This window comes from Flavobacterium sp. ACN6, from assembly GCF_002304005.1.
Classification (GTDB): domain Bacteria; phylum Bacteroidota; class Bacteroidia; order Flavobacteriales; family Flavobacteriaceae; genus Flavobacterium.
On record NZ_MRCQ01000006.1, the window covers coordinates 77,841 to 98,268 of the forward strand.

Below are 20,428 nucleotides of genomic sequence, written 5' to 3' on the forward strand. Positions count from 1 at the left end.
ATTAATTGTCGAGTTTTTTTAATATATCTTCTGTTTTCGAAATTAATGAATCTAATCTTTCGTTTGAGGCTTGTGTAAAGTACGTAAACGGGAGATTAGCGCCTGAAATGTATTTACTTAATTCAAAGTTCAAGTTTATATATTCACTTTCAACTTCATTAAATTCTTTCGGATTTGTTTTCCTTATTTGTTCTAAATCATTAAGTCTATCTATCTTCTCTTTAAGATCGCTTTTATATACAGTTATTTTTGTTTTTATACTCTCTAAAAAAGCTTTTTCCTTCTCAAGTTCACCTTTTCCGTAATTAATATTTTCTTTATCCATAATGAAACTTGGATCAACAGTTTTACAGATTTTTTTTACTTCATCCGAACTCCGAGTTAATATGAATACAGGAAATTCTAATAGTTTTTTACGAATTTCTTTAAAAAAAAAGTCCCCATTATCATGAAAAGAGGAATTATGCTCTGTTAATCTATAATCAATTGCAACTGCGTCAATATTCTCAGATTTAATTATATTAATAAGATTTTCAGTCGTATCAAATGTATCAATTTTAAACACATTGAATTCTTTCTCAAAGACAAATTCAAATTGATCTCTTTGTTCAGATTCTTCATCAATTATTGCTATTGTATATTTCATATATTAACTATTTAAGTTTTTAAATGTAAACTGAATTTCAAATCCAATCGGAGGTTTTTTTAATAAAATTTTACCTTTATTAGAATCTACTGAGGACTTTATGATCCACATTCCAAGTCCAGTTCCTACATCGTTTCCAAGATCGTCTTTTTTAGATGTTTCAAAAGGTCTAAAAAGTTCATTCACATTTTTATATTCTTCTATAATTCCTGGCCCACTATCTTTATAAACAATGGTTATATTTTGGTCATCGGAATTTAAAAAAATATTTATTTTTTTAATACCGACAAAACCTTTTCTATTGAATGCTTCAATGGAGTTTGTTAGTAAATTATTAAATATTGAATCTAAATCTAATTCAGATATTTTTGTGTTAAATTTTTTATTTTCATCAGGATTTAAATCCAAGTTTAATTCGATCTCTCTTTCTTTTAATAATATATCCCAACCTAAAATAAAAGATTCAAAATATTCTTTTAAATCTACCTTTTTATTTTTTCTCCTATCTTTTTTTGTTAAACCAATTGCGAACTCTATCCACTGTTTTAACTTTAAATCTTGCTTATAAAAATTATCTATTTCTGTAAATGGATTTCTATTTATTGGAGTGTTTTTTAGCTTTGTTTCGTCAACGACTGCTTTTAGAAAAGTTTCAAGCTTATGCGTTCTGGCATTTAAATTGTTTTTTATTCCGTGAAACTCATGTGAAAAGCTTGCTATCATAATTCCAGCACTAGCCATTGCTCTAGAAGTTGCCAATTCATCTTCTTTTTCCTCAAGTTTTTTTGATATGGCTTTTACGCCTTTTTTTAAAGTTTTATTTTTCTTTTTTATATCTCCCTCAGATTCATTTTCATCATCTGTTTCATCGGCAATTGTTTCGCTATCAGTAATTACCTTGTCAGTTTCATTAATTTCATCATATAATTTATTAAGGTTAAATCCAATAGTGCTTCTATCATCTTCTTGAACTTTTATAATTCCTAGTAATAAATTTTTGAAAACTTCAAACGTTTCACTTTCAGGTATTCCTTCTCGATTTGATTGATCATCCAAATGAGGATTATCGATTCTTGAAAATTTTATTGCGCCAGCAACTTGATTTGGTCTTACTCGGCTTCCTCTTCTAGCTAAACCGGCTGGATTTTGACCAAATCTCTCACCTAACATTAACCAATCATATGCTTGAGTTCCAAATTCCCCGTATGGTCTTACTCTAAAATCATCCCTATAAAGCTTTATTCCTCCAAACTTTTCAATCCATTTATTTCTATTGCCTAAAAATTCTTTATAGTGATATTTTTCTCTATTTTCATCTCCTGAAATTGTATTTTTTAAAAAGTAAAAAGTAAATTCAAAATCTCCAATATTTTTAAAAATATTTCTTTCGTCTGTATATCCTTTTAAGAGTTCACTAAATTTCCTTTTTAATTTAAATTCTTCATCTTCAAAAGTTTTAGAATCAAAAGGAAAATTTTTCATTTCACTATATTCAAATAATCGTTTGTCAATTAAATTGAAATCAAATTCATTTCTATGAATATCTATGTTAACATTATAATCCAAATTATTAACAGAGTCTTTTTTATATTTAGCGACAAGTTTGTAATCATAATCTCTAAACTCATCATTATCTACTAAGCCATATTTATCGGCATGTTCGCCACTAAACAACCAAATATTTATTTTATTTAATCCTTCTGGAGGATTTAGTAGCTCTAATGTTTGAAATACTCGATTTATATAATTATCATCCCAAGAGTCTCTAAGGTTTTTTATAATTAGTGCTGTTCCATTTTTGATTTTGTCTTCGTCAAGTTTAGCATTTTTTTGAATATTATTTAATTTTTCAATTACTTCCCTATTTGAGATTTCATTAAATAATTCATTTATATAATTAGAATTAGCAATTGGATCAAGTGTTGCATAGACCTCATTAATATTTACATTCCTACCGTCAACTTTTTCCTCAAAGTCTCCCCAATTTACATTCCATTTATATCCAATGTTACTTAAGGCAGGAAAGGTAATCATAGTGCAAGATTCTCCCAATCTATCTAATGCAAAACGACCAATACCTTTTGCTCCAGATTTTATTCTTCCAGTTTTTGTTATGGCATTATTCAATTTATCATCAGTTCCAATCGTCATCCATTGTTCAGAAATAACTTTGTCAGTCATGCCAATACCACTATCTATTATAATAATTTGATTTTTTGGTTTATCAATTAAAATTATTGAAATTTTAGAATCTGCATCATAGCAATTTTTGACTAATTCAATTAATGCCCCTTCAGCATTTGCAACATTTTCTCGTCCGATTAGTCTGGCTGTTCTTGCAGATACAGAAAAAGGTATTTGACCCATTGTATTAGTTTAGATTAAAAGAAACAAATATATTAAATCTTGGAGTAGTAAAGAATTAAAAAAGAATTTTAGTCAAATCAGTTTTTATTGCCCCCGGAAAATCGTAAAAAACTGTTTTGAATTATGTAGTAATAGCCCTGATAGAAGAGGAAATACTTTTGGAAGCTTTAGCGGAACAAAAGATTGTAACGTCCCGAAGCTTCGGGAGCAGGAAACAGCTCCTAAAAATCATCATAATTCCACTAAAATTTCCAGCTAAAAAACACAATAACTCAACACTAGAATAATCAATAAATATTTCGTAATTTTGCAATCCATTAAAAGGAATTAGAAAATGTTAGATAGACTTCAATATGTAAAGCAGCGTTTTGATGAGATTTCGGATTTGATTATTCAGCCGGATGTTATTGCTGATCAAAAACGTTATGTGCAGCTCAACCAAGAATATAAAAGCATAAAAGCTTTGGTTGAAAAGAGAGAAGAATACATTCTTGTTTTAGCAAATATTGACGAAGCAAACGAAATTATTGCTGACGGAAGCGATGCAGATATGACCGAAATGGCCAAAATGCAATTGGATGAAGCAAAAGAACGCTTGCCTCAACTAGAGGAGGAAATCAAATTTATGTTGATTCCTAAAGATCCTGAAGATGCTAAAAATGTAATGGTGGAGATTCGCGCCGGAACAGGTGGGGACGAAGCGAGTATTTTTGCAGGTGATTTATTTAGAATGTATACCAAATATTGTGAAGCACAAGGATGGAGAACATCTGTTGTGGATATGAACGAGGGTACTTCTGGAGGTTTCAAAGAGGTTATTTTTGAGGTTTCGGGAGAGGATGTTTACGGTACTTTGAAGTTTGAAGCGGGTGTTCACCGTGTACAACGTGTGCCACAGACAGAAACTCAAGGTCGTGTGCATACATCGGCTGCTACTGTTATGGTTTTGCCAGAAGCAGAAGAGTTTGATGTACAGATCGATATGAACGATGTTCGTGTAGATTTCTTCTGTTCGTCTGGACCTGGAGGACAATCTGTAAATACTACGAAATCGGCTGTACGTTTAACGCACGTTCCAACAGGATTGGTGGCGCAATGTCAGGATCAGAAATCGCAGCATAAAAATAAAGATAAGGCGTTAACGGTTTTACGTTCTCGTTTATACGAAATGGAATTGGCTAAGAAAGAAGCTGAAGATGCTACAAAACGTACTTCTCAGGTTAGTTCTGGTGACCGTTCGGCTAAGATTCGTACGTACAACTATGCGCAAGGTCGTGTAACTGATCATAGAGTTGGTTTAACGCTTTATGATCTGGGAAATATCATGAATGGTGACATTCAGAAAATTGTTGCGGAGCTTCAATTGGTTAACAATATGGAGAAATTGAAAGAGGCTTCTGAAGTGTACTAACGTAAACTTTTTGAGGTTCAAAGGGACATAGGAGCAAAGGGTCAGAGGTTTTTTTCTTTGAACTTAAATATATTAAAGCCGAACTTACGTTCGGCTTTTTTTTTGCTTTTTTTAATTTCTATAATCAAATATAGCCCGCGGTTTCAACCGCGGGAGACGAATTAGGATTACGCATTTGATATTTGCCTGCTATTGAATGTATTGAAAAAATATTATGTTGTATTTTGTTAAGATATTGCGCTCCCACGGTTAAAACCGCGGCTATGTTTTGATTCTAAGAATATTTTTTGAACCATTTTTTTATGGGAATTGTTTTCTATTGGCTTAAAAATCTTGTGTCAATATATTGCGCTCCCACGGTTGAAACCGCGGGCTATGTTTTGATTTTGATAATGCTTTTTTTTGAACCATTTTTTTTATGTATTGTCATAAAAATCTTAGTCCCGAAGCCTCGGGATAGCATCTTAGTCCCTCAGCACCTTAAAAAAACTGCCCATTATTAAATGCTAAGTAAGATTTATAAGCGCTTTTCATAATTCTTTGCATCGAAGCCTCGGGAAAGCCCTTTAGTTCCTTAGTACCTCGAAAAAAACCTTTTTTTTTCGGCATTTTTATTAAATATTTGCAACTATTAAACATGACAATACATAACCAAACCAATTAATTTATGAAGAAAACTTTACTCTTATTTTGCTTCTTTGGAAGCTTTTTTTATGCACGCTCTCAATCGTATTTCGGATTTCGAGATGATAATTATGCTGGAATTCACAGTGTATTATTTAATCCGTCTGCGGTTGTCGATTCTAAGTACAAAGCCGATGTTACAATTGGTTCGATAAGTGCAACGGGACAAAACGATTTATACGGAATCAACGTTTTAGATGCCTTAGACGGCGATTATGATCTAGATGTTGATGCCAGCAAAAATTTCAAATCGAATAACAGAGGAAATTTAAACGTAGATATTCTCGGTCCTTCGTTTATGCTGAATATTACACCTGTGCATAGTATTGCGCTTTTTACGCGTGTGCGCAGTGTAACTAATCTTGTGGGTATAAACGGTGAACTAGTCGATGAGGTGAATAAAGATTTGGATGTTTCGAATAGTTTTATGATTAGCGGCGGAAATCCGAATGGCGTTACGAATTCGTGGGCAGAGATTGGCGCATCTTACGGAACGGTCTTATTAGACCGCGACGATCACTTTGTTAAAGGCGGAATCACATTAAAGTATTTAATGGCAGGAGCAAACAGCTACATCAACGGAAGTGATTTGAGTGTGGCTTTTAATAGAAATGCTGTAAACCCGGCATTGAGCGAATATTATTCGACTGGAACCTTAAGAACGGCCGCGAGTTACGATTATGAAAATGGAGACAAACAAAAGTTCGATCCGACTTCGGCAGGCGTGGGCGTAGATTTAGGTTTCACGTATGAATACCGTACCAATTGCCATACTTGCGTTGGAAACCGTTATAAATTTAAAGCTGCAGCTTCTGTAACTGATATTGGAAGTTTGAATTATAAAAAAGTTACCGAAAACACTTATAATCTAACAGGAAGGGTTACACAAGAAGATATTGAAGATGCAGAAGATATCTTTGAATTTTTTGATGCCAATTATACCAAAACTTCTTCAAGAAAAGCAGTAGAAGCAAGTCTGCCAACAGCTTTGCATACCAACTTTGACTGGAATATCGACAACAAATTTTACCTGAATTTAAGCGGCGATTTCGGATTGGTTAATGCCAATAAAATCAACGGAACTGCCATTGCTAATTCGGTTACTTTTACGCCGAGATACGAAACCAGACAATTTAGTTTCTACATTCCTGTAACCTGGATGGAATATAGCGGCACTCAAATTGGAACTGGTTTTAGAGCCGGTCCAATATTTATTGGTTCGGGATCACTTGTTTCAAATTTGTTCTCCAACAATTCAAAAGCAGCCAACGTTTATGTAGGTTTAAAACTGCCGATTTATCAAAATTATAATTAAAGGTTCTAAGGTGCTGAGAGGCTGAGGTCCTGAGGTTTTTTTAGTTCTTCGAACTTTTATAAATAAAAAAGAGACTGTTTTACTATTGTAAACAGTCTCTTTTGTTTAAGGTTGAGATTTAAGTTCTATTTATGATTAGAAAGTGTTTTAGATTTTCAATTCATCGAAAATAAATAAACTTAGTATCTTAGAATCTTAGCGCCTCAGAACCTTAAAAATATAGTGAAGGTCTTATCTTCATTAACCGCTTCCCCAAAAGCGTATAATGAAAGTTAGATACCTAGAAATACTCTCGTATATTCAAAACATTTATATAGATTCGAGTAAACGTATACACCATTTTTTAATACTATTTCGCTTAACTTTTCCATAATATAAAATTTTATCAGTTTGACAATTACTCTCTAGATGGTTCGTATTGTGATGATTCTTCTTCCGAAGGTTCATTTGAAGTTTCGTGTGGTTTAGAAACCAGATTGGTAACAATTAGCTGTACAACTGAGCCTAAGATGCCTTTAAACATAGAGTCACCTTTTCCGACTATAAATCTTTTTGCTAAATATCCAATTCCGATGCTGATAGCAGATTGTGCGATGTGACTTTTAAAACCTACTGTTTCATTAATTTCTTCAACAGTATTTCGAATTAAATTGATTGGCTTTAAATTCTCCTTAATATCATCGACATGGTCTTTGATAGCGCACCATTCTGTATCCTGACGAACTTCTAATTCTTGAATTTTTTGATTTAATTGATCAATATTTAATATAGCCTCCATAAATTAGTCTTTTATATCTATTAATAATTAAATCTTAGTTCTTTGTTTCTTTTAAAATACTTGAAATAATAGTATTTCCAATTGGTGTTTTTATCAGTTTATGGTGTGATTTTACAATTACAACAGCAACTATCAAATAGAAAAGTGCCATGATAAAAAATCCGTAATAATATTCTCCAAGCAGCTTGCCCACCCATAAGCTAATCCCTATATTAAGGAACAAAGTAAAAAATGCAACAACAATTCCGATTGCTATCTTTGATGCTAATGATGAAACACCGTCAGCAACTGAACATACTGTTTTTAGTTTTAGTAATTCTAAACTTGTTTTAGCATAGTTTTCAGCTTTTTCATAAAGATTTAAGTTCTCGTTTGTTGTTGCATTTGGTTCCATGATATAGGGTTTTATGGTTTGAAAAATTCACTTATTAATAGTTGTTTATTAATAGTTTGTTTTTACAGTTTTAGCTTCATCTTTGATTGCATTGAAATCATCTTTAACTTGGTTAAGTTTAGATTTTCCTTCTTCGATAATGTCTTTACCGTTTGAAGAAATTGTGCTTACAATACCGTCAAATTTTGTTTTAATGTTATCTCCGTAATCTTTCGATTTATCTTTGATTTTTTTTCTTGTATTTGAACCTTTGTCTGGTGCAAACAATACTCCTATAAACGCTCCCGCCGCTGCGGCTCCTAAAATTCCTAAAATTGTGCTACTAGTTTTCATAATAATTGATTTAATGGATTAATATTTAAAATTTGTTGATTTAATAATTTAATTTAAATTTCTCGACCTTTAATAAGTCTAAGCAATACTGCGATAATGGCAATTACTAACAGAATGTGAATAATACTTCCGAAACTGTAAACAAAGAACCCTAAAGCCCAAAGAATTACCAGAATCACTGCGATTGTATATAATAAGTTTGACATGGTTTTTTATTTTAGTGGTTTATAATTAATTTTCTTATTAGTTTAACTTATACGAAAGGTATAGAGTCAAATTGCTGTTTTTTGCATCTGGAATAGTGTATGTACCTCCAAAGCCATCATTTCTTTCTTTTCCAACTGTTGTTAAACCGTAGTTGTAACGAACTCCAATACTGATAGGGTCAAAATCAACTCCTACACCTGCAGCGATACCTGCATCAAATTTTGCTAAATCGTCTCTGTCAATTTCTTGATCAAAATCAACGCTTCCTTCACCTGTTATTTTAGAACTTACTAAGTAAGAAGCGTATCCACCGGCATGAATATTAAAGTTTTTAGTAACATTTACTCTTACTAATAAAGGAACTTCGATATAGTTTAATTTGAATTTTGTACTCCCGCTTGCAAGAGCATTGTTGTATTCAAATTCAGCACCTTTTGTAGTAAACAAAATCTCTGGCTGAATGGCTACAATATCTGAAATAGGAAGTGTAGCATAAACTCCGGCGTTAAAACCGTATAAAACATTGTTGTCATCTACATCATCTCCGCTGCCGTATAGGTTAGACATGTTGAATCCTCCTTTTACACCAAACTCGGTATTTACATTATTGTCTTGAGCGTGTAGCATTCCAAATGAAGCTGTTAAAAAAAGTGTTAAGGCGCATAAAAAATTTGTTTGCATTTTCATAGTTAAAAATTTTAGTTAATTGATAGATAATAGGCTTTTAAACATTTTGTCTTTTTATTCTTTCTGTCTCTCTTAAGAGTTTATATTGTTCAGGCAAATACCTTAGTACTAATTCTAGAATTGCTTTATCGTTTGTTTCCCTAGAAATAGTTTCAAATAACTCAATCTGGCTGTTTAAAGCATCTTTCATTGTGTTTAAATAAACATCATTGAATTCGGTGCCATTTGCATCAATAAGGTTGTACAAGTCTCTTTTGTGCGTGGCATTAATTTCAGTAATGACAATGAGCTTTAAAGTGGCCATTTTTGTTATTTCGTCTAGAACTTGATTTTCTTGAATTTCAATTCTTTTACTCAATTCCTGAACTATGGCGTCTGAACTTTTTTGTTGTGCAATTTGACTTTTTGAAATAATTGACTTACTCGCATTTGCCGTCGAAATAAAAAAGAAGGCTTCTGTTTCTTCTCTTTCTGTTATTGCTAAAGCTTGGTTTCTTAAAGAGTTTTCAATCGGATTAATTTTTTTGCATGACGTCAAACATAAAACAAATATCAAAAAGAAAAACACTTTGAAAATTGAAGCTTTTAATTGGAAAATTGCATTCATTATTACTTCCTAAAGTATTACAATACAAAGATGCTAACGAATGAAAGATTTTACTTTACAGCATAAAAATGAAACGTTATATAATTCCCATAATAGAATTATTTTGCTTGTTTACCCTTTAAAAATCAAGGTTTTAATTGATTTTTAAAAGGTGCAAAAAAAAAGAGAAATCTTAGAATTTTCTAAGAGTTCTCTTTTTATAGTAGTATTGCAGACTAATTTTTTTTCTTACAATTGTATAAATCGGAGGTTCAGTTTTACTATATAATTATTAGTTCATATATAGATAAGTATAAAACTATAATTTAAAACTTTTAATCGGGAAGAAAAACTGTAAACGAAGATCCTTTTCCAATCGTACTATCGGCAGTAATATGTCCTTTATGATTTTCTACGATCTTCTTACAAATCGCTAGTCCAATTCCAGTTCCTGGATAATCCGTTTTAGAATGAAGGCGCTGAAAAAGAATAAAAATAGTTTCTTTAAACTGCGGGTCAAATCCCATTCCGTTATCTGTGAAAGTTATTTTATGAAATTTCTTTACCGATTGCTCTAAGATCTCAGGATAATCAGAAGAATTTACTTTTTCGCTCGAAATAGTAATTTCAGGTTCAACATCGGGACGGCTGTATTTTAATGAGTTTCCAATTAAATTGATAAACAACTGCTCAATCTGATATGGAATTACGGCCAGTTTCGGAAGTTTTTCACTTCTAATAACGGCTTTTTTCTCTTCTATAATTTCAGCAAGTTCAGATTCTGCATTGTCAAGCAGTTCATTTAAATTCATTTTAATAAATTCCTTCTTCGTTGTATTGGTTCTGGAGAATAATAGAAGGTCATCAATTAAAACACGCATTCTTTTTGCCGAGCTTTCAATTTTATAAATATAATTTTTTGCACTTTCAGACATAACATCTTTATCGTCATCTGAAACTCTCGAAATAAAAGTCTGGATTTTTCGCAGCGGTTCCTGCAAATCGTGACTTGCAACGTGATTGAAAGAAGCCAGTTCTTTATTGCTTTTCTCTAGTTCTTTATTTCGTTCTTGAAGTTCGATATTTAATAAATGCTCATCTGTGATGTCAAAATTAATTCCAAGTAAAATTTTGCTTCCCTGCTGGTCGGTTACAATTTTTCCTGTTGTTTTAAAATAGCGAACTTCATAATCTGCTCGAACAATTTTATAATACACAAATGTTAGCTTCTTTTTATCGACGATTCCGTCCATATATTCAGCAAATCTTTCCTTATCATCTGGATGAACAAATTTTAGAAGTGTTGCTTTGTTTGGTACAAAAGATTTTGGTTCGCAGCCCAGCAGACGATATTGATTATCAGAATAATCAATTTTATCAGAATCCAAATCCCATTGCCAAGTACTAAAATTACCAATGTTTTCAGATTCGGCGATTAATCCGTTTGAAATTAAAAGTCTTTTATTGAAAACTTTTAGTCGTTGAAAATCACGGCTGATTTGTCTATATGCCAATAAAATAAAGAGTAATGCCACTAAGAATAAAGAAATCGAAAAAAGCGGACTTAATGAGATTTCAGAATCATAAATCTTAAGTCTTTTTTTTAGAAAAGTTTTTTCAATATCATTCATTTCATCGACTTTAAAACGAATGTTCTCCATTAAAATTCGACCGCCAAACATATGATTGTCTAATTTTCTTTTGTCGTACGTTTTCGGATCGCTGTATTTTAAACAGTTTTCGAAAGACACAAAACGCTGGGTAATGAGTTTGAAAAGTTTTTGAAGATTGTGCTGTTGCTGCGGATTATCGGCAGTGAGCTTTTTTAAAGTAATAAAAGAAGTATTTACTTTATCTCGGGAATAAATGTAAGGCGTTAAAAAACGGGCATTGCGAGTGATAATATATCCTCGCTGGCCCGTTTCTGCATCTTTAATAGCCGACATTAATCGTTCGAGCTGGATGTTGATTTCGTATGTATGCATAACCAGTTTGCTTGATTCGTTCAAGTCCTGATTATGTTTATAAGCGATAGAAGAAAGAAATAACAGAATGAAAACTGCGATTACAAAAATAACTCTCAAAGAGTTTGAAGAATTAAAATTTGGGATCCACTTCATTGGTATGCTCTTATTTTAGTCGCAGCAAGAAATTATCACGGTTTAAACCTGAAGTATGATAATGCCAGTTTACGGTCACGACTTCATTAATTATTTTTTTTAATGTGTTAAAATCACTTGGTTTCTTGATGTAAATATTAGCACCTTGAATGAAGGTATCTTCGATATCTTCCTCAGAAGAAGAAGTAGAGTAGATCGCAATGATTATATCTTTAAGATGATCCGTTTTTTTGATTTCGATTAAACATTCTTTACCTGTTTTTTTAGGCATATTTAAATCGAGAAACAAAATATCCGGAAGTTTATTATCTGTGTTCATTAAATGCTCCATTAGCTGCATCCCATCATGTACGAAATTTACATTTGTTTGGATTTTTATTTCTTCAAAAGCGTCCTTGAAGAAAAGACGATCATCTTCATCATCATCAGCTAGTAAAATGTGTAATGCGTTTTTCTGCATTTGATTGCGGTATTTAGGTTTTTTTTATTTTAAATTTTCTCTTCTTTTTTTAATAATTCTCTGAAAAGCAGACGGAGTAATTCCGGTTGTGTTTTTAAACTGCGTACTCAAATGGGCTACACTGGAGTAATTTAGTAAAAAAGCTATTTCGGTCAAACTCATTTCATTGATAATAATCAATTGTTTTGCTCTTTCGATTTTCTGTAAAATAATAAAGTTTTCTATAGAAGAATAAGTTACTTCTGAGAAAACATTTGATAAATAGCCGTAACTGTGGTTTAACTTTTCAGCTAAAAACACAGAACTTTTATAATTATTACTGTCATCCATAAAAACAAGTTCGATGATGGCATCTTTTATTTTTTGGACTAATACACTTTTTTGATTTTCAACTACTTCAAAGCCGCACGGAGTTAATTTTTGTTTTAATTTCTCCAGCGCTTCAGCATCAATGTTGTCTTCAATCTCAATTTCTCCAAACCCTAATGTTGTAAAATTTATATTATTTTGTTCTAGGTTTTGTTTTAAATATAGAGAGCAGATCGTGTTAATGTCGAACTTTATAAATAGTTTCATTTTATAGAAATTTGGTTAAAGATACTTATTTTATTTGGTGTTTTTGCTTAAAAAAAGATTAGAATTACAAGATAAATGCATTTTAAAACAAAATTATCAAAAAAATACCGTCTAATATTTTTTACTAGACGGTATTTCCTGATTGAGTTGCAAGGATTTACAAATCTGACAGGATCTGATGAAATTCTTCTTTAGTTTTACCTAATTTTTGCTGCAGTTTTCCGTACATTTCGTCTTCTTTTCCTTCAGCAAACATTAAATCATCATCTGTTAATTCAGCATATTTTTGTTTTAATTTTCCTTTTAACTCATTCCAGTTTCCTTTTATCTCTGTAGTATTCATGATATTTTTTGTTTGTTGTTATTAATAATGTAAAGTTCCAAATTATCAAACAGCTTCTGTTACATTAATTTCATCTACTGCTGCATAATTTTCATTTTACATTTTTTAAACTTGATATCTTCTTAAGATCCAAGCCATTTTTTCGTGCTCCTGCAATAGTCCTGTTACGAAATCTGCAGATCCTGCATCATTTGTTTCATTTTCAAAAACAGGAATGTAATCTCTAAATTCAGTTACCAATTGCTCATGGTTTTCTAAAAGTTCCGATAACATATGTTTTTGCGAAGCATATTCTTTTGGAGATTCTTTAAGAGTCGAATTGTCTATAAACTCTTTCATTGTTCCAATTGTTTTTTCTCCAAGCTGGCTGATGCGTTCTGCAACTTCATCAATATTAGCTTCAAGAATTCTGTATTGATCTTCAAATAATTTATGTAATTCCATGAAGCTATTTCCTGAAATGTTCCAGTGAAATTTTCTTGTTTTTACATATAATGTCATTTCGTTAGATAAAATCGTGGCTAGTATAGTGGCGCTCTTCTTTAAGTTTTTTGGAGAGATTCCGATATTTGGGCTCATAATTGTCTTAATTTTAAGATTTTTACAAAGATAATCTCATTTTAGATTTTTTCATTACACAATTTTTCAGAGTTGTTACAGGAATTCAATGTTTATTGGAAATTAAGATAATTAATTCATTTTTATCATTCAGAATTCATAATCAACCATTAATAACATTTACAATTATAATTTGTAATTTTGGCACACTAGCAAAATACAACATGACAACACAACAACTACACGAACAAATTCTTCAAAAAAAATCATTCTTATGCGTTGGTTTAGATCCGGATCTAGATAAAATGCCGCAACATTTATTAGAAACAGAAGATCCAATTTTTGAATTTAATAAAGCAATTATAGATGCAACTCACGATTTAACCGTTGGTTATAAGCCCAATACCGCTTTTTTTGAAGCATACGGAATCAAAGGATGGATGTCGCTGCAGAAAACTATTAATTACATCAATGAAAAGTATCCTGAAATATTCACCATCGCCGATGCAAAACGAGGTGATATTGGAAATACTTCAAGTATGTATGCAAAAGCATTTTTTGAAGACTTAAATTTTGATAGTGTAACCGTTGCCCCATACATGGGAAAAGATTCTGTTGAGCCGTTTTTGGCTTTCGAAAATAAACATACTATAATGTTAGCATTAACTTCAAATGAAGGTGCTTTTGATTTTCAGACTTTAACGACTAACGGAACCCAAGGCGAAGCAAAAGAATTATACAAACAGGTTTTGGAAACTTCTAAAACATGGAAAAACAGCGAAAATTTAATGTACGTTGTAGGCGCTACAAAAGCTGAATATTTTGCTGAAATCAGAAAAATTGTTCCAGATAGTTTCTTACTAGTTCCAGGAATCGGCGCTCAAGGCGGCAGTTTATCCGAAGTTTGTAAATACGGAATGAATGATAAAATTGGTCTTTTGGTAAATTCTGCAAGAGCAATTATCTACGCTTCAAAAGGAACCGACTTCGCTGAAAAGGCTAGGGAAGAAGCTTTATCTGTGCAAAAAGAAATGGCTTTTATTATTGCTAATAAATAAAAGTTTTCAGTTTCAGTATTCAGTCCCAATTGAAGACTGAATACTGAGACTGGGACTGAATACTATGAAACAGTTAACAGATCAAATAGGAACCGTCCATTCTTTTGAAAATGCTCCAAAACGCATAATTTCTTTAGTGCCTTCGCAAACTGAATTGTTATATGATTTAGGTTTGGAAGAGAAAATCATCGGAATTACGAAGTTTTGTGTGCATCCGTTTCATTTTAAATCAACTAAAAAGATTGTCGGCGGAACGAAGAAAATTCATTTCGAAAAAATAAAGCTTTTACAGCCCGATATTATCATTTGTAATAAAGAAGAAAATACAGAAGAAATCGTAAAACAATTACAGGAAATTTGTCCAGTTTGGGTTACGAACATTATTTCTGTTGAAGATAATTTTCAGATGATTTCAGACTTCGGACAATTATTCAATTGCAGAACCGAAGCTCAAAGGTGGAATGACAAATTGGCTTTCGCCTTGAGCGATTTCAACAATTACATCAAAGACATTCCGTCAAAAAAAGCAGCGTATTTTATTTGGAAAAACCCGTATATGGCTGCGGGAAATGATACTTATATAAATGAATTATTAAATCTCAATCATTTTAAAAACATCTACGAGGATAAAGGGCGTTATCCTGAAATCGAACTAAAAAAAATGCGTTTAGAAGGCGATCCTGATATTGTTTTCCTTTCTTCGGAACCATATCCTTTTAAAGAAGAAGATGCTTTTGAGATAGGCAGATTTACGCATCACGCCAAAACTGTTTTCGTTGACGGCGAAATGTTCTCTTGGCATGGCAGCCGATTATTAAAGGCTTTTCCGTACTTTAAAATACTACATGAGAGACTAAATTCCAATTTTTAAATTGCTTCGCCTGTTCGCATTCGCTCGAGCCCAAATTCCAAGTTACCAAACTGTGAACATAATTTTACCGCAAAGTCCGCAAAGTTTTTTTTAAGTATTAAGTTTTTATAAAAAAAAGTAAAGTTCGCAAAGCTTTGTATTGATTTAACTTTGCGAACTTTGCCTGCTTATTATATAAAATAAACCTTTGCGAATCTTTGCGAAAAATCTTTGTGAACTTTGCGGTAAAATATCTCGCTTTTTTATTTAAAAATTAATTAAGCGAACTTCTAAATTCTATAGGCGAAACGACTATACAAAAGACTGAAAAACTAAATTCCAATTTTTAAATTGCTTCGCCTGTTCGCATTCGCTCGAGCCAAAATTCCAAGTTGCCAAACTGTGAACATAATTTTACCGCAAAGTCCGCAAAGTTTTTTTTAGTATTAAGTTTTTTTTTTAAAGTAAAGTTCGCAAAGCTTTGTATTGATTTGACTTTACGAACTTTGCCTGCTTATTATATAAAATAAACTTTGCGAATCTTTGCGAAAAATCTTTGCGAACTTTGCGGTAAAATATTTCGCTTTTATTTAAAAATTAATTAAAAGAACTTCTAAATTCTAAAGGAGAAACGTTGGTCTTACTCTTAAATAATTTATTAAACGACTGCGGATATTCAAAACCCAATTGATATGCCGTTTCGCTTACACTCAACGAGGTAGTTGTCAGTAATTCTTTTGCTTTTTCGATAATTTTATTATGAATGTGATGCTGCGTACTTTGACCCGTTAAAGAACGTAACATATCACTCAGATAATTAGGAGAAACATTCAGTTCATCTGAAATATAAGCCACCGTTGGCAATCCGAATTTTTGTACTTTATCGCCTTCAAAATAATTGGACAATAAAGTTTCTAACTTCGTTAAAAGCGTATTATTGGCACTTTTACGCGTAATAAATTGTCGGTTGTAAAAACGGTTGCAATAATTCAGAAGCAATTCGATATGCGAAATCATCACATCCTGACTAAAAGCATCGATCGAAGAGCAATATTCTTGTTCGATGTTTTTCATAATTCCTGTAATCATTGCTTGTTCTTTATCAGAAAGATGCAAAGCTTCGCTCACAGCGTACGAAAAATAGCCATAATCTTTTATGTTTTTGGCTAAAGCATAATTTTGCATAAAATCTGGATGAATTACTAACATAGCTCCATAAACGGCTGTGTCAACACTAACTTCTGTTGAGATTACTTGTCCCGGCGACATAAAAGTCATAACACCTTCATCAAAATCATAAGTGTTTTGTCCGTATTTCATTTTTCCCGTAAAACCTTTTTTGATGCAAACGGTGTAAAAAGAATAAACGACACTTTTCAGGTTATCATCAAAATGACAGGTTATTTTACTTAAATCAACAAAACTCACCAAGGGATGTTCCGGTTTTGGAATTTTAAGCAAAGAATGTAATTCTGAAATAGATTGGATCGGATACGGAATATAAATTTCTTTTTTCATGACGAAATAATTAAAGAATATAAAAGAGGAAAAGCTATCGTAAAGATAACTTTTCCAAAGTAATTAGTTAAGTTATTATTTATCGATTCCCGCCATATTAGCATCATCATATCGCGCACCCGTTTGAGTACCAAGCGGAATAATAGTTTCTAAATGATTCATTTCTTCTGGAGTTAAAACCATTTGTGCTGCAGCAATATTTTGTTCTACATATTTGACGCGTTTTGTTCCCGGAATTGATAGAATGTTTTTTGATGCAATCCACGAAAGTGCCAATTGAGAAGCAGTAATTTGTTTTTCGCTTGCCATCTTCTGAATTTCATTAACCAACTCTATATTTTTATAAAATTGCTCTCCCTGAAAACGTGGAATTGATTTTCTGAAATCAGTATCATCAAAATCGTCTGGACTTTTTATATCTCCTGAAATGAATCCTCTTCCAAGCGGTGAATAAGCTACAAATCCAATTCCTAATTCGTTTAAGGTGTCTAAGATTCCAGCTTCTTCAACCGTTCTTTCAAACAAAGAATATTCTGTTTGAACAGCAGTCAGTGCGTGAATTTTATGAGCTTTCCGAATCGTTTCAGACGAAACTTCAGATAAGCCGATATAACCTACTTTTCCTTCTTTTACCAATTCAGCCATTGCTTCAATTGTTTCTTCAATCGGAGTATTTGGATCAAGGCGATGTAAATAATAAAGATCAATGTAATCTGTTCCTAAGTTTTTTAGGGAACGTTCGACAGCTTTCTTTACATACTCTTTTGTACCGTTAAAATTCCAAGTTAACTTTTCGTTATCATCAATTTCGTAGCCAAATTTTGTAGCAATATTATAAGCATTACGATTGCCTTTAATCGCTTTTGCAATTAATCGTTCGTTATGCAAAGGTCCGTACAAATCTGCGGTGTCCAAAAAGTTTCCACCCAATTCAAGCGAACGGTGAATGGTTGCAATAGCTTCTTTTTCATCGGCTTTGCCATAAATATCCATTCCGGCAATCTGTGTCATTCCCATACATCCTAAACCAATGTTAGGCACAACAAGTCCTTGACTTCCTAAATTTATTTTTTTTACACTCATAACTTTTGTCTTAAATTTTAGTTTGAAAATTATAAAGCAAAGATCTATGAGTAATAGTTTTATAAAGTATCTAAATCTCGTGTAGTTGTATCCAAAATGAAGAAAAGGGTATAATTGTTTTGAGTTTAATTTTACCGCAGAGTTTCACAGAGTTTTCACTGAGATCCAAAAAGTTTGCTATTTCTTTTATTTTATGAGAAAACAAGTTTACAAGTTTTGTGTTGATCAAGCTTTGCGAACTTTCTATTTTATACATAACCCCAAACAGAAAAACTTTGTGCTCTTTACAATAAAAATTAAGCTCAAAGCAAATTAACCTGAAACTTTAAACCTGAAACAAGAAAACCAAAACTTAATATAAAAAAGAATGCCGGCATCTCGAAGACGCCGGCATCATTTAACTAACCAAAACCAAAATAATAAATAACCAGTTTATTACATTACAAATGTCCGACATATATCAATCTTATGCTGTTAAGGTTTTGTTATTACTTTGTTGATCATAAGTTAAGATTTGTAAAATACGCGTTTTGAGCATTCTGCAGTATTAAATAATTTTTGTTTATTAAAATATAATAACAATCAATTTTGTTTATTAAATTGATTGTTTTTTGTTTGTATATTTGATAAAACATTAAAAATCAGCAATATGGAAGAAAACAAAAAATTAACAACTGCTACAGGAACTCCCGTTCCAGACAACCAAAATATACAAACTGCTGGTCCTCGCGGACCTGTTTTATTACAGGACTTTTGGTTTTTAGAAAAAATGGCTCATTTTGACCGAGAAGTAATTCCAGAGAGAAGAATGCACGCCAAAGGATCTGGAGCTTACGGAACTTTTACCGTAACTCACGATATTACAAAATATACGAGAGCCGACTTGTTTTCGGAAATTGGAAAAAAGACAGAAATGTTTGCTCGTTTCTCTACTGTTGCAGGAGAAAGAGGTGCTGCTGATGCTGAAAGAGATATTCGCGGTTTTGCCTTGAAATTTTATACTAATGAAGGTAACTGGGATTTGGTAGGAAATAATACTCCGGTATTTTTCTTTCGTGATCCAATGAAATTTCCTGACTTGAACCACGCCGTAAAACGTGATCCGAAAACCAATTTAAGAAGTGCTGATAATAATTGGGATTTTTGGACATTATTACCTGAAGCTTTACACCAAGTAACCATTGTAATGAGTGATAGAGGAATTCCGAGATCATACAGACAAATGCATGGATTTGGCAGTCATACTTTTAGTTTTTTAAACGCTCAAAATGAAAGACATTATGTGAAGTTTCATTTTGTTTCACAGCAGGGAATCGATAATCTTTCTGACGAAGAAGCTGCTGTATTGGTTGGAGGAGATAGAGAAAGCCATCAGCGTGATTTATTTGATGCTATTGAAGAAGGAAACTTTCCAAAATGGAAATTGTTTGTTCAGATCATGTCAGAAGAACAAGCGGAAAATTATCGTTTTCATCCTTTTGATTTGACCAAAGTTTGGTTAAAAGGAGATTTTCCATTGATTCCAGTTGGAGAATTCGAATTAAATAAAAACCCAGAAAATTATTTTGCAGAAGTAGAACAAGCCGCTTTTAATCCAGCGCATGTGGTTCCTGGCATTAGTTTTTCTCCAGACAAAATGCTGCAGGCACGTTTGTTCTCTTACGGAGATGCGCATAGATACCGTTTAGGCGTAAACAATTTTCAAATTCCTGTAAACTCACCCAGATGTCCCTATAATACTTTTCACAGAGACGGCGCAATGCGTGTAGACGGAAATAATGGAGGACGTAAACATTATGAACCAAACAGCTTTGGAGAATGGCAGGAACAGCCAGAATTTAAAGAACCGCCATTAAAACTTCATGGAGATGCTTGGGCGCATAATTTTAGAGATGATGATAATGATTATTTCACACAGCCAGGATTATTATTCAGATTACTCACAGACGAGAAAAAACAACTGTTGTTTAAAAATACCGCTGCACAAGTGGGCGGAGCACAGAAATTCATTCAAATTCGTCACATAAGAAACTGCTTTAAAGCGGATCCGGCATACGGAGAAGGTGTTGCAAATGCCTTAGGAATGACAATGGAAGAAGTAAATGCTTTTGATGATCCGAGATTGGCGATTGTGGTTCGTTAAGGAAGGTTCAAAGGTTCAGAGGTTCAAAGGTTCAGAGGCTCAAAGGTTCAAAGGTTCAAAGGTTCAAAGGTTTTGAGTTTTCAATAGTAAACCCGACAGGTTTCCAAAACCTGTCGGGGTTTGCTTGTGTATAAGCAGAGGTGTCGGACTGAGCGAAGTCGAAGTCCTTTTAAGTAAAGCAAGCCTTCGACTACGCTCAGGATGACAGTTGTATTCAAAAACAACAAACCCGACAAGTTTTAAACTTGTCGGGTTAATTTATTATTTAGTTAGTGCAGAGGTGTCAGACTGAGCGAAGTCGAAGTCCTTTT

The 20,428-nt window shown here is 32.5% G+C and carries 20 protein-coding genes; 5 read left to right on the plus strand and 15 right to left on the minus strand.

Annotation, left to right across the window (positions count from 1 at the left end):
- Position 1 precedes the first annotated feature (1 nt).
- Together BSF42_RS10780 and BSF42_RS10785 are read right to left on the minus strand one after the other, a co-directional pair.
- Positions 2 to 646: a response regulator gene (locus BSF42_RS10780; protein WP_095953104.1), complete on the minus strand. Its 645-nt coding sequence runs from the start codon at positions 644 to 646 to the stop codon at positions 2 to 4.
- 3 nt (positions 647 to 649) lie between these two features.
- The gene (locus BSF42_RS10785; RefSeq protein WP_095953105.1) at positions 650 to 3,013 is read right to left on the minus strand and encodes a sensor histidine kinase; all 2,364 of its coding nucleotides are present in this window, start codon (positions 3,011 to 3,013) and stop codon (positions 650 to 652) included.
- 334 nt (positions 3,014 to 3,347) lie between these two features.
- Between BSF42_RS10785 and prfA the strand changes: the two genes are divergently transcribed.
- Entirely contained in the window at positions 3,348 to 4,424 is a 1,077-nt protein-coding gene (gene prfA / locus BSF42_RS10790; protein ID WP_095953106.1) for a peptide chain release factor 1, read from the plus strand.
- A gap of 667 nt (positions 4,425 to 5,091) precedes the next feature.
- Complete coding sequence (locus BSF42_RS10795; protein WP_095953107.1) at positions 5,092 to 6,423, plus strand: DUF5723 family protein; 1,332 nt, start codon at positions 5,092 to 5,094, stop codon at positions 6,421 to 6,423.
- A 397-nt stretch (positions 6,424 to 6,820) separates the two neighbouring features.
- Here the strand turns inward: BSF42_RS10795 and BSF42_RS10800 are convergent, their stop codons facing one another.
- From BSF42_RS10800 to BSF42_RS10845, 11 genes are all read right to left on the minus strand, one after another.
- The gene (locus BSF42_RS10800; protein WP_095953108.1) at positions 6,821 to 7,201 is read right to left on the minus strand and encodes a hypothetical protein; all 381 of its coding nucleotides are present in this window, start codon (positions 7,199 to 7,201) and stop codon (positions 6,821 to 6,823) included.
- Positions 7,202 to 7,235: 34 nt separating this feature from the next.
- Positions 7,236 to 7,595, minus strand: coding sequence for a hypothetical protein (locus BSF42_RS10805; RefSeq protein ID WP_095953109.1), 360 nt, complete (start codon positions 7,593 to 7,595; stop codon positions 7,236 to 7,238).
- A gap of 48 nt (positions 7,596 to 7,643) precedes the next feature.
- Positions 7,644 to 7,928 carry a YtxH domain-containing protein gene (locus BSF42_RS10810; protein ID WP_095953110.1) on the minus strand — a complete coding sequence of 95 codons (285 nt, stop codon included), beginning with the start codon at positions 7,926 to 7,928 and terminating at the stop codon, positions 7,644 to 7,646.
- Between the two features lie 53 nt (positions 7,929 to 7,981).
- Entirely contained in the window at positions 7,982 to 8,134 is a 153-nt protein-coding gene (locus BSF42_RS22325; protein WP_109192514.1) for a lmo0937 family membrane protein, read from the minus strand.
- Positions 8,135 to 8,171: 37 nt separating this feature from the next.
- Positions 8,172 to 8,822, minus strand: a complete 651-nt coding sequence (locus BSF42_RS10815; RefSeq protein ID WP_095953111.1) for a porin family protein — start codon at positions 8,820 to 8,822, stop codon at positions 8,172 to 8,174.
- A 37-nt stretch (positions 8,823 to 8,859) separates the two neighbouring features.
- Positions 8,860 to 9,429: a DUF4142 domain-containing protein gene (locus tag BSF42_RS10820; RefSeq protein WP_095953112.1), complete on the minus strand. Its 570-nt coding sequence runs from the start codon at positions 9,427 to 9,429 to the stop codon at positions 8,860 to 8,862.
- 314 nt (positions 9,430 to 9,743) lie between these two features.
- Complete coding sequence (locus BSF42_RS10825; protein ID WP_095953113.1) at positions 9,744 to 11,528, minus strand: CHASE3 domain-containing protein; 1,785 nt, start codon at positions 11,526 to 11,528, stop codon at positions 9,744 to 9,746.
- Between the two features lie 10 nt (positions 11,529 to 11,538).
- On the minus strand, positions 11,539 to 11,988 hold the full coding sequence (locus BSF42_RS10830; RefSeq protein ID WP_095953114.1) for a response regulator: 450 nt from the start codon (positions 11,986 to 11,988) through the stop codon (positions 11,539 to 11,541).
- A 24-nt stretch (positions 11,989 to 12,012) separates the two neighbouring features.
- A complete protein-coding gene (locus BSF42_RS10835) occupies positions 12,013 to 12,564 on the minus strand; it encodes an AraC family transcriptional regulator (protein WP_095953115.1) in 552 nt (183 codons plus the stop codon).
- Positions 12,565 to 12,721: 157 nt separating this feature from the next.
- Entirely contained in the window at positions 12,722 to 12,907 is a 186-nt protein-coding gene (locus tag BSF42_RS10840; RefSeq protein WP_071636919.1) for a CsbD family protein, read from the minus strand.
- Between the two features lie 105 nt (positions 12,908 to 13,012).
- Positions 13,013 to 13,486, minus strand: a complete 474-nt coding sequence (locus BSF42_RS10845) for a Dps family protein (protein ID WP_095953116.1) — start codon at positions 13,484 to 13,486, stop codon at positions 13,013 to 13,015.
- A gap of 203 nt (positions 13,487 to 13,689) precedes the next feature.
- Between BSF42_RS10845 and pyrF the strand changes: the two genes are divergently transcribed.
- The gene (pyrF, locus tag BSF42_RS10850; protein ID WP_095953117.1) at positions 13,690 to 14,523 is read left to right on the plus strand and encodes an orotidine-5'-phosphate decarboxylase; all 834 of its coding nucleotides are present in this window, start codon (positions 13,690 to 13,692) and stop codon (positions 14,521 to 14,523) included.
- A gap of 64 nt (positions 14,524 to 14,587) precedes the next feature.
- Entirely contained in the window at positions 14,588 to 15,394 is an 807-nt protein-coding gene (locus BSF42_RS10855) for an ABC transporter substrate-binding protein (protein ID WP_095953118.1), read from the plus strand.
- 576 nt (positions 15,395 to 15,970) lie between these two features.
- On the opposite strand, the gene BSF42_RS10860 is transcribed toward BSF42_RS10855, so the two are convergent.
- Complete coding sequence (locus BSF42_RS10860; protein WP_095953119.1) at positions 15,971 to 16,891, minus strand: AraC family transcriptional regulator; 921 nt, start codon at positions 16,889 to 16,891, stop codon at positions 15,971 to 15,973.
- Positions 16,892 to 16,966: 75 nt separating this feature from the next.
- Positions 16,967 to 17,974, minus strand: coding sequence for an aldo/keto reductase (locus tag BSF42_RS10865; RefSeq protein WP_095953120.1), 1,008 nt, complete (start codon positions 17,972 to 17,974; stop codon positions 16,967 to 16,969).
- A 649-nt stretch (positions 17,975 to 18,623) separates the two neighbouring features.
- On the opposite strand from BSF42_RS10865, the gene BSF42_RS10870 reads away from it, so the two are divergent.
- Positions 18,624 to 20,117: a catalase gene (locus BSF42_RS10870; protein ID WP_095953121.1), complete on the plus strand. Its 1,494-nt coding sequence runs from the start codon at positions 18,624 to 18,626 to the stop codon at positions 20,115 to 20,117.
- Positions 20,118 to 20,428 lie beyond the last annotated feature (311 nt).

Bases quoted from the DNA above. Each gene is read 5' to 3' on its own strand.
- BSF42_RS10780 (WP_095953104.1), bottom strand. From the start codon at position 646: ATGAAATATACAATAGCAATAATTGATGAAGAATCTGAACAAAGAGAT.
- BSF42_RS10785 (WP_095953105.1), bottom strand. From the start codon at position 3,013: ATGGGTCAAATACCTTTTTCTGTATCTGCAAGAACAGCCAGACTAATC.
- prfA (WP_095953106.1), top strand. From the start codon at position 3,348: ATGTTAGATAGACTTCAATATGTAAAGCAGCGTTTTGATGAGATTTCG.
- BSF42_RS10795 (WP_095953107.1), top strand. From the start codon at position 5,092: ATGAAGAAAACTTTACTCTTATTTTGCTTCTTTGGAAGCTTTTTTTAT.
- BSF42_RS10800 (WP_095953108.1), bottom strand. From the start codon at position 7,201: ATGGAGGCTATATTAAATATTGATCAATTAAATCAAAAAATTCAAGAA.
- BSF42_RS10805 (WP_095953109.1), bottom strand. From the start codon at position 7,595: ATGGAACCAAATGCAACAACAAACGAGAACTTAAATCTTTATGAAAAA.
- BSF42_RS10810 (WP_095953110.1), bottom strand. From the start codon at position 7,928: ATGAAAACTAGTAGCACAATTTTAGGAATTTTAGGAGCCGCAGCGGCG.
- BSF42_RS22325 (WP_109192514.1), bottom strand. From the start codon at position 8,134: ATGTCAAACTTATTATATACAATCGCAGTGATTCTGGTAATTCTTTGG.
- BSF42_RS10815 (WP_095953111.1), bottom strand. From the start codon at position 8,822: ATGAAAATGCAAACAAATTTTTTATGCGCCTTAACACTTTTTTTAACA.
- BSF42_RS10820 (WP_095953112.1), bottom strand. From the start codon at position 9,429: ATGAATGCAATTTTCCAATTAAAAGCTTCAATTTTCAAAGTGTTTTTC.
- BSF42_RS10825 (WP_095953113.1), bottom strand. From the start codon at position 11,528: ATGAAGTGGATCCCAAATTTTAATTCTTCAAACTCTTTGAGAGTTATT.
- BSF42_RS10830 (WP_095953114.1), bottom strand. From the start codon at position 11,988: ATGCAGAAAAACGCATTACACATTTTACTAGCTGATGATGATGAAGAT.
- BSF42_RS10835 (WP_095953115.1), bottom strand. From the start codon at position 12,564: ATGAAACTATTTATAAAGTTCGACATTAACACGATCTGCTCTCTATAT.
- BSF42_RS10840 (WP_071636919.1), bottom strand. From the start codon at position 12,907: ATGAATACTACAGAGATAAAAGGAAACTGGAATGAGTTAAAAGGAAAA.
- BSF42_RS10845 (WP_095953116.1), bottom strand. From the start codon at position 13,486: ATGAGCCCAAATATCGGAATCTCTCCAAAAAACTTAAAGAAGAGCGCC.
- pyrF (WP_095953117.1), top strand. From the start codon at position 13,690: ATGACAACACAACAACTACACGAACAAATTCTTCAAAAAAAATCATTC.
- BSF42_RS10855 (WP_095953118.1), top strand. From the start codon at position 14,588: ATGAAACAGTTAACAGATCAAATAGGAACCGTCCATTCTTTTGAAAAT.
- BSF42_RS10860 (WP_095953119.1), bottom strand. From the start codon at position 16,891: ATGAAAAAAGAAATTTATATTCCGTATCCGATCCAATCTATTTCAGAA.
- BSF42_RS10865 (WP_095953120.1), bottom strand. From the start codon at position 17,974: ATGAGTGTAAAAAAAATAAATTTAGGAAGTCAAGGACTTGTTGTGCCT.
- BSF42_RS10870 (WP_095953121.1), top strand. From the start codon at position 18,624: ATGGAAGAAAACAAAAAATTAACAACTGCTACAGGAACTCCCGTTCCA.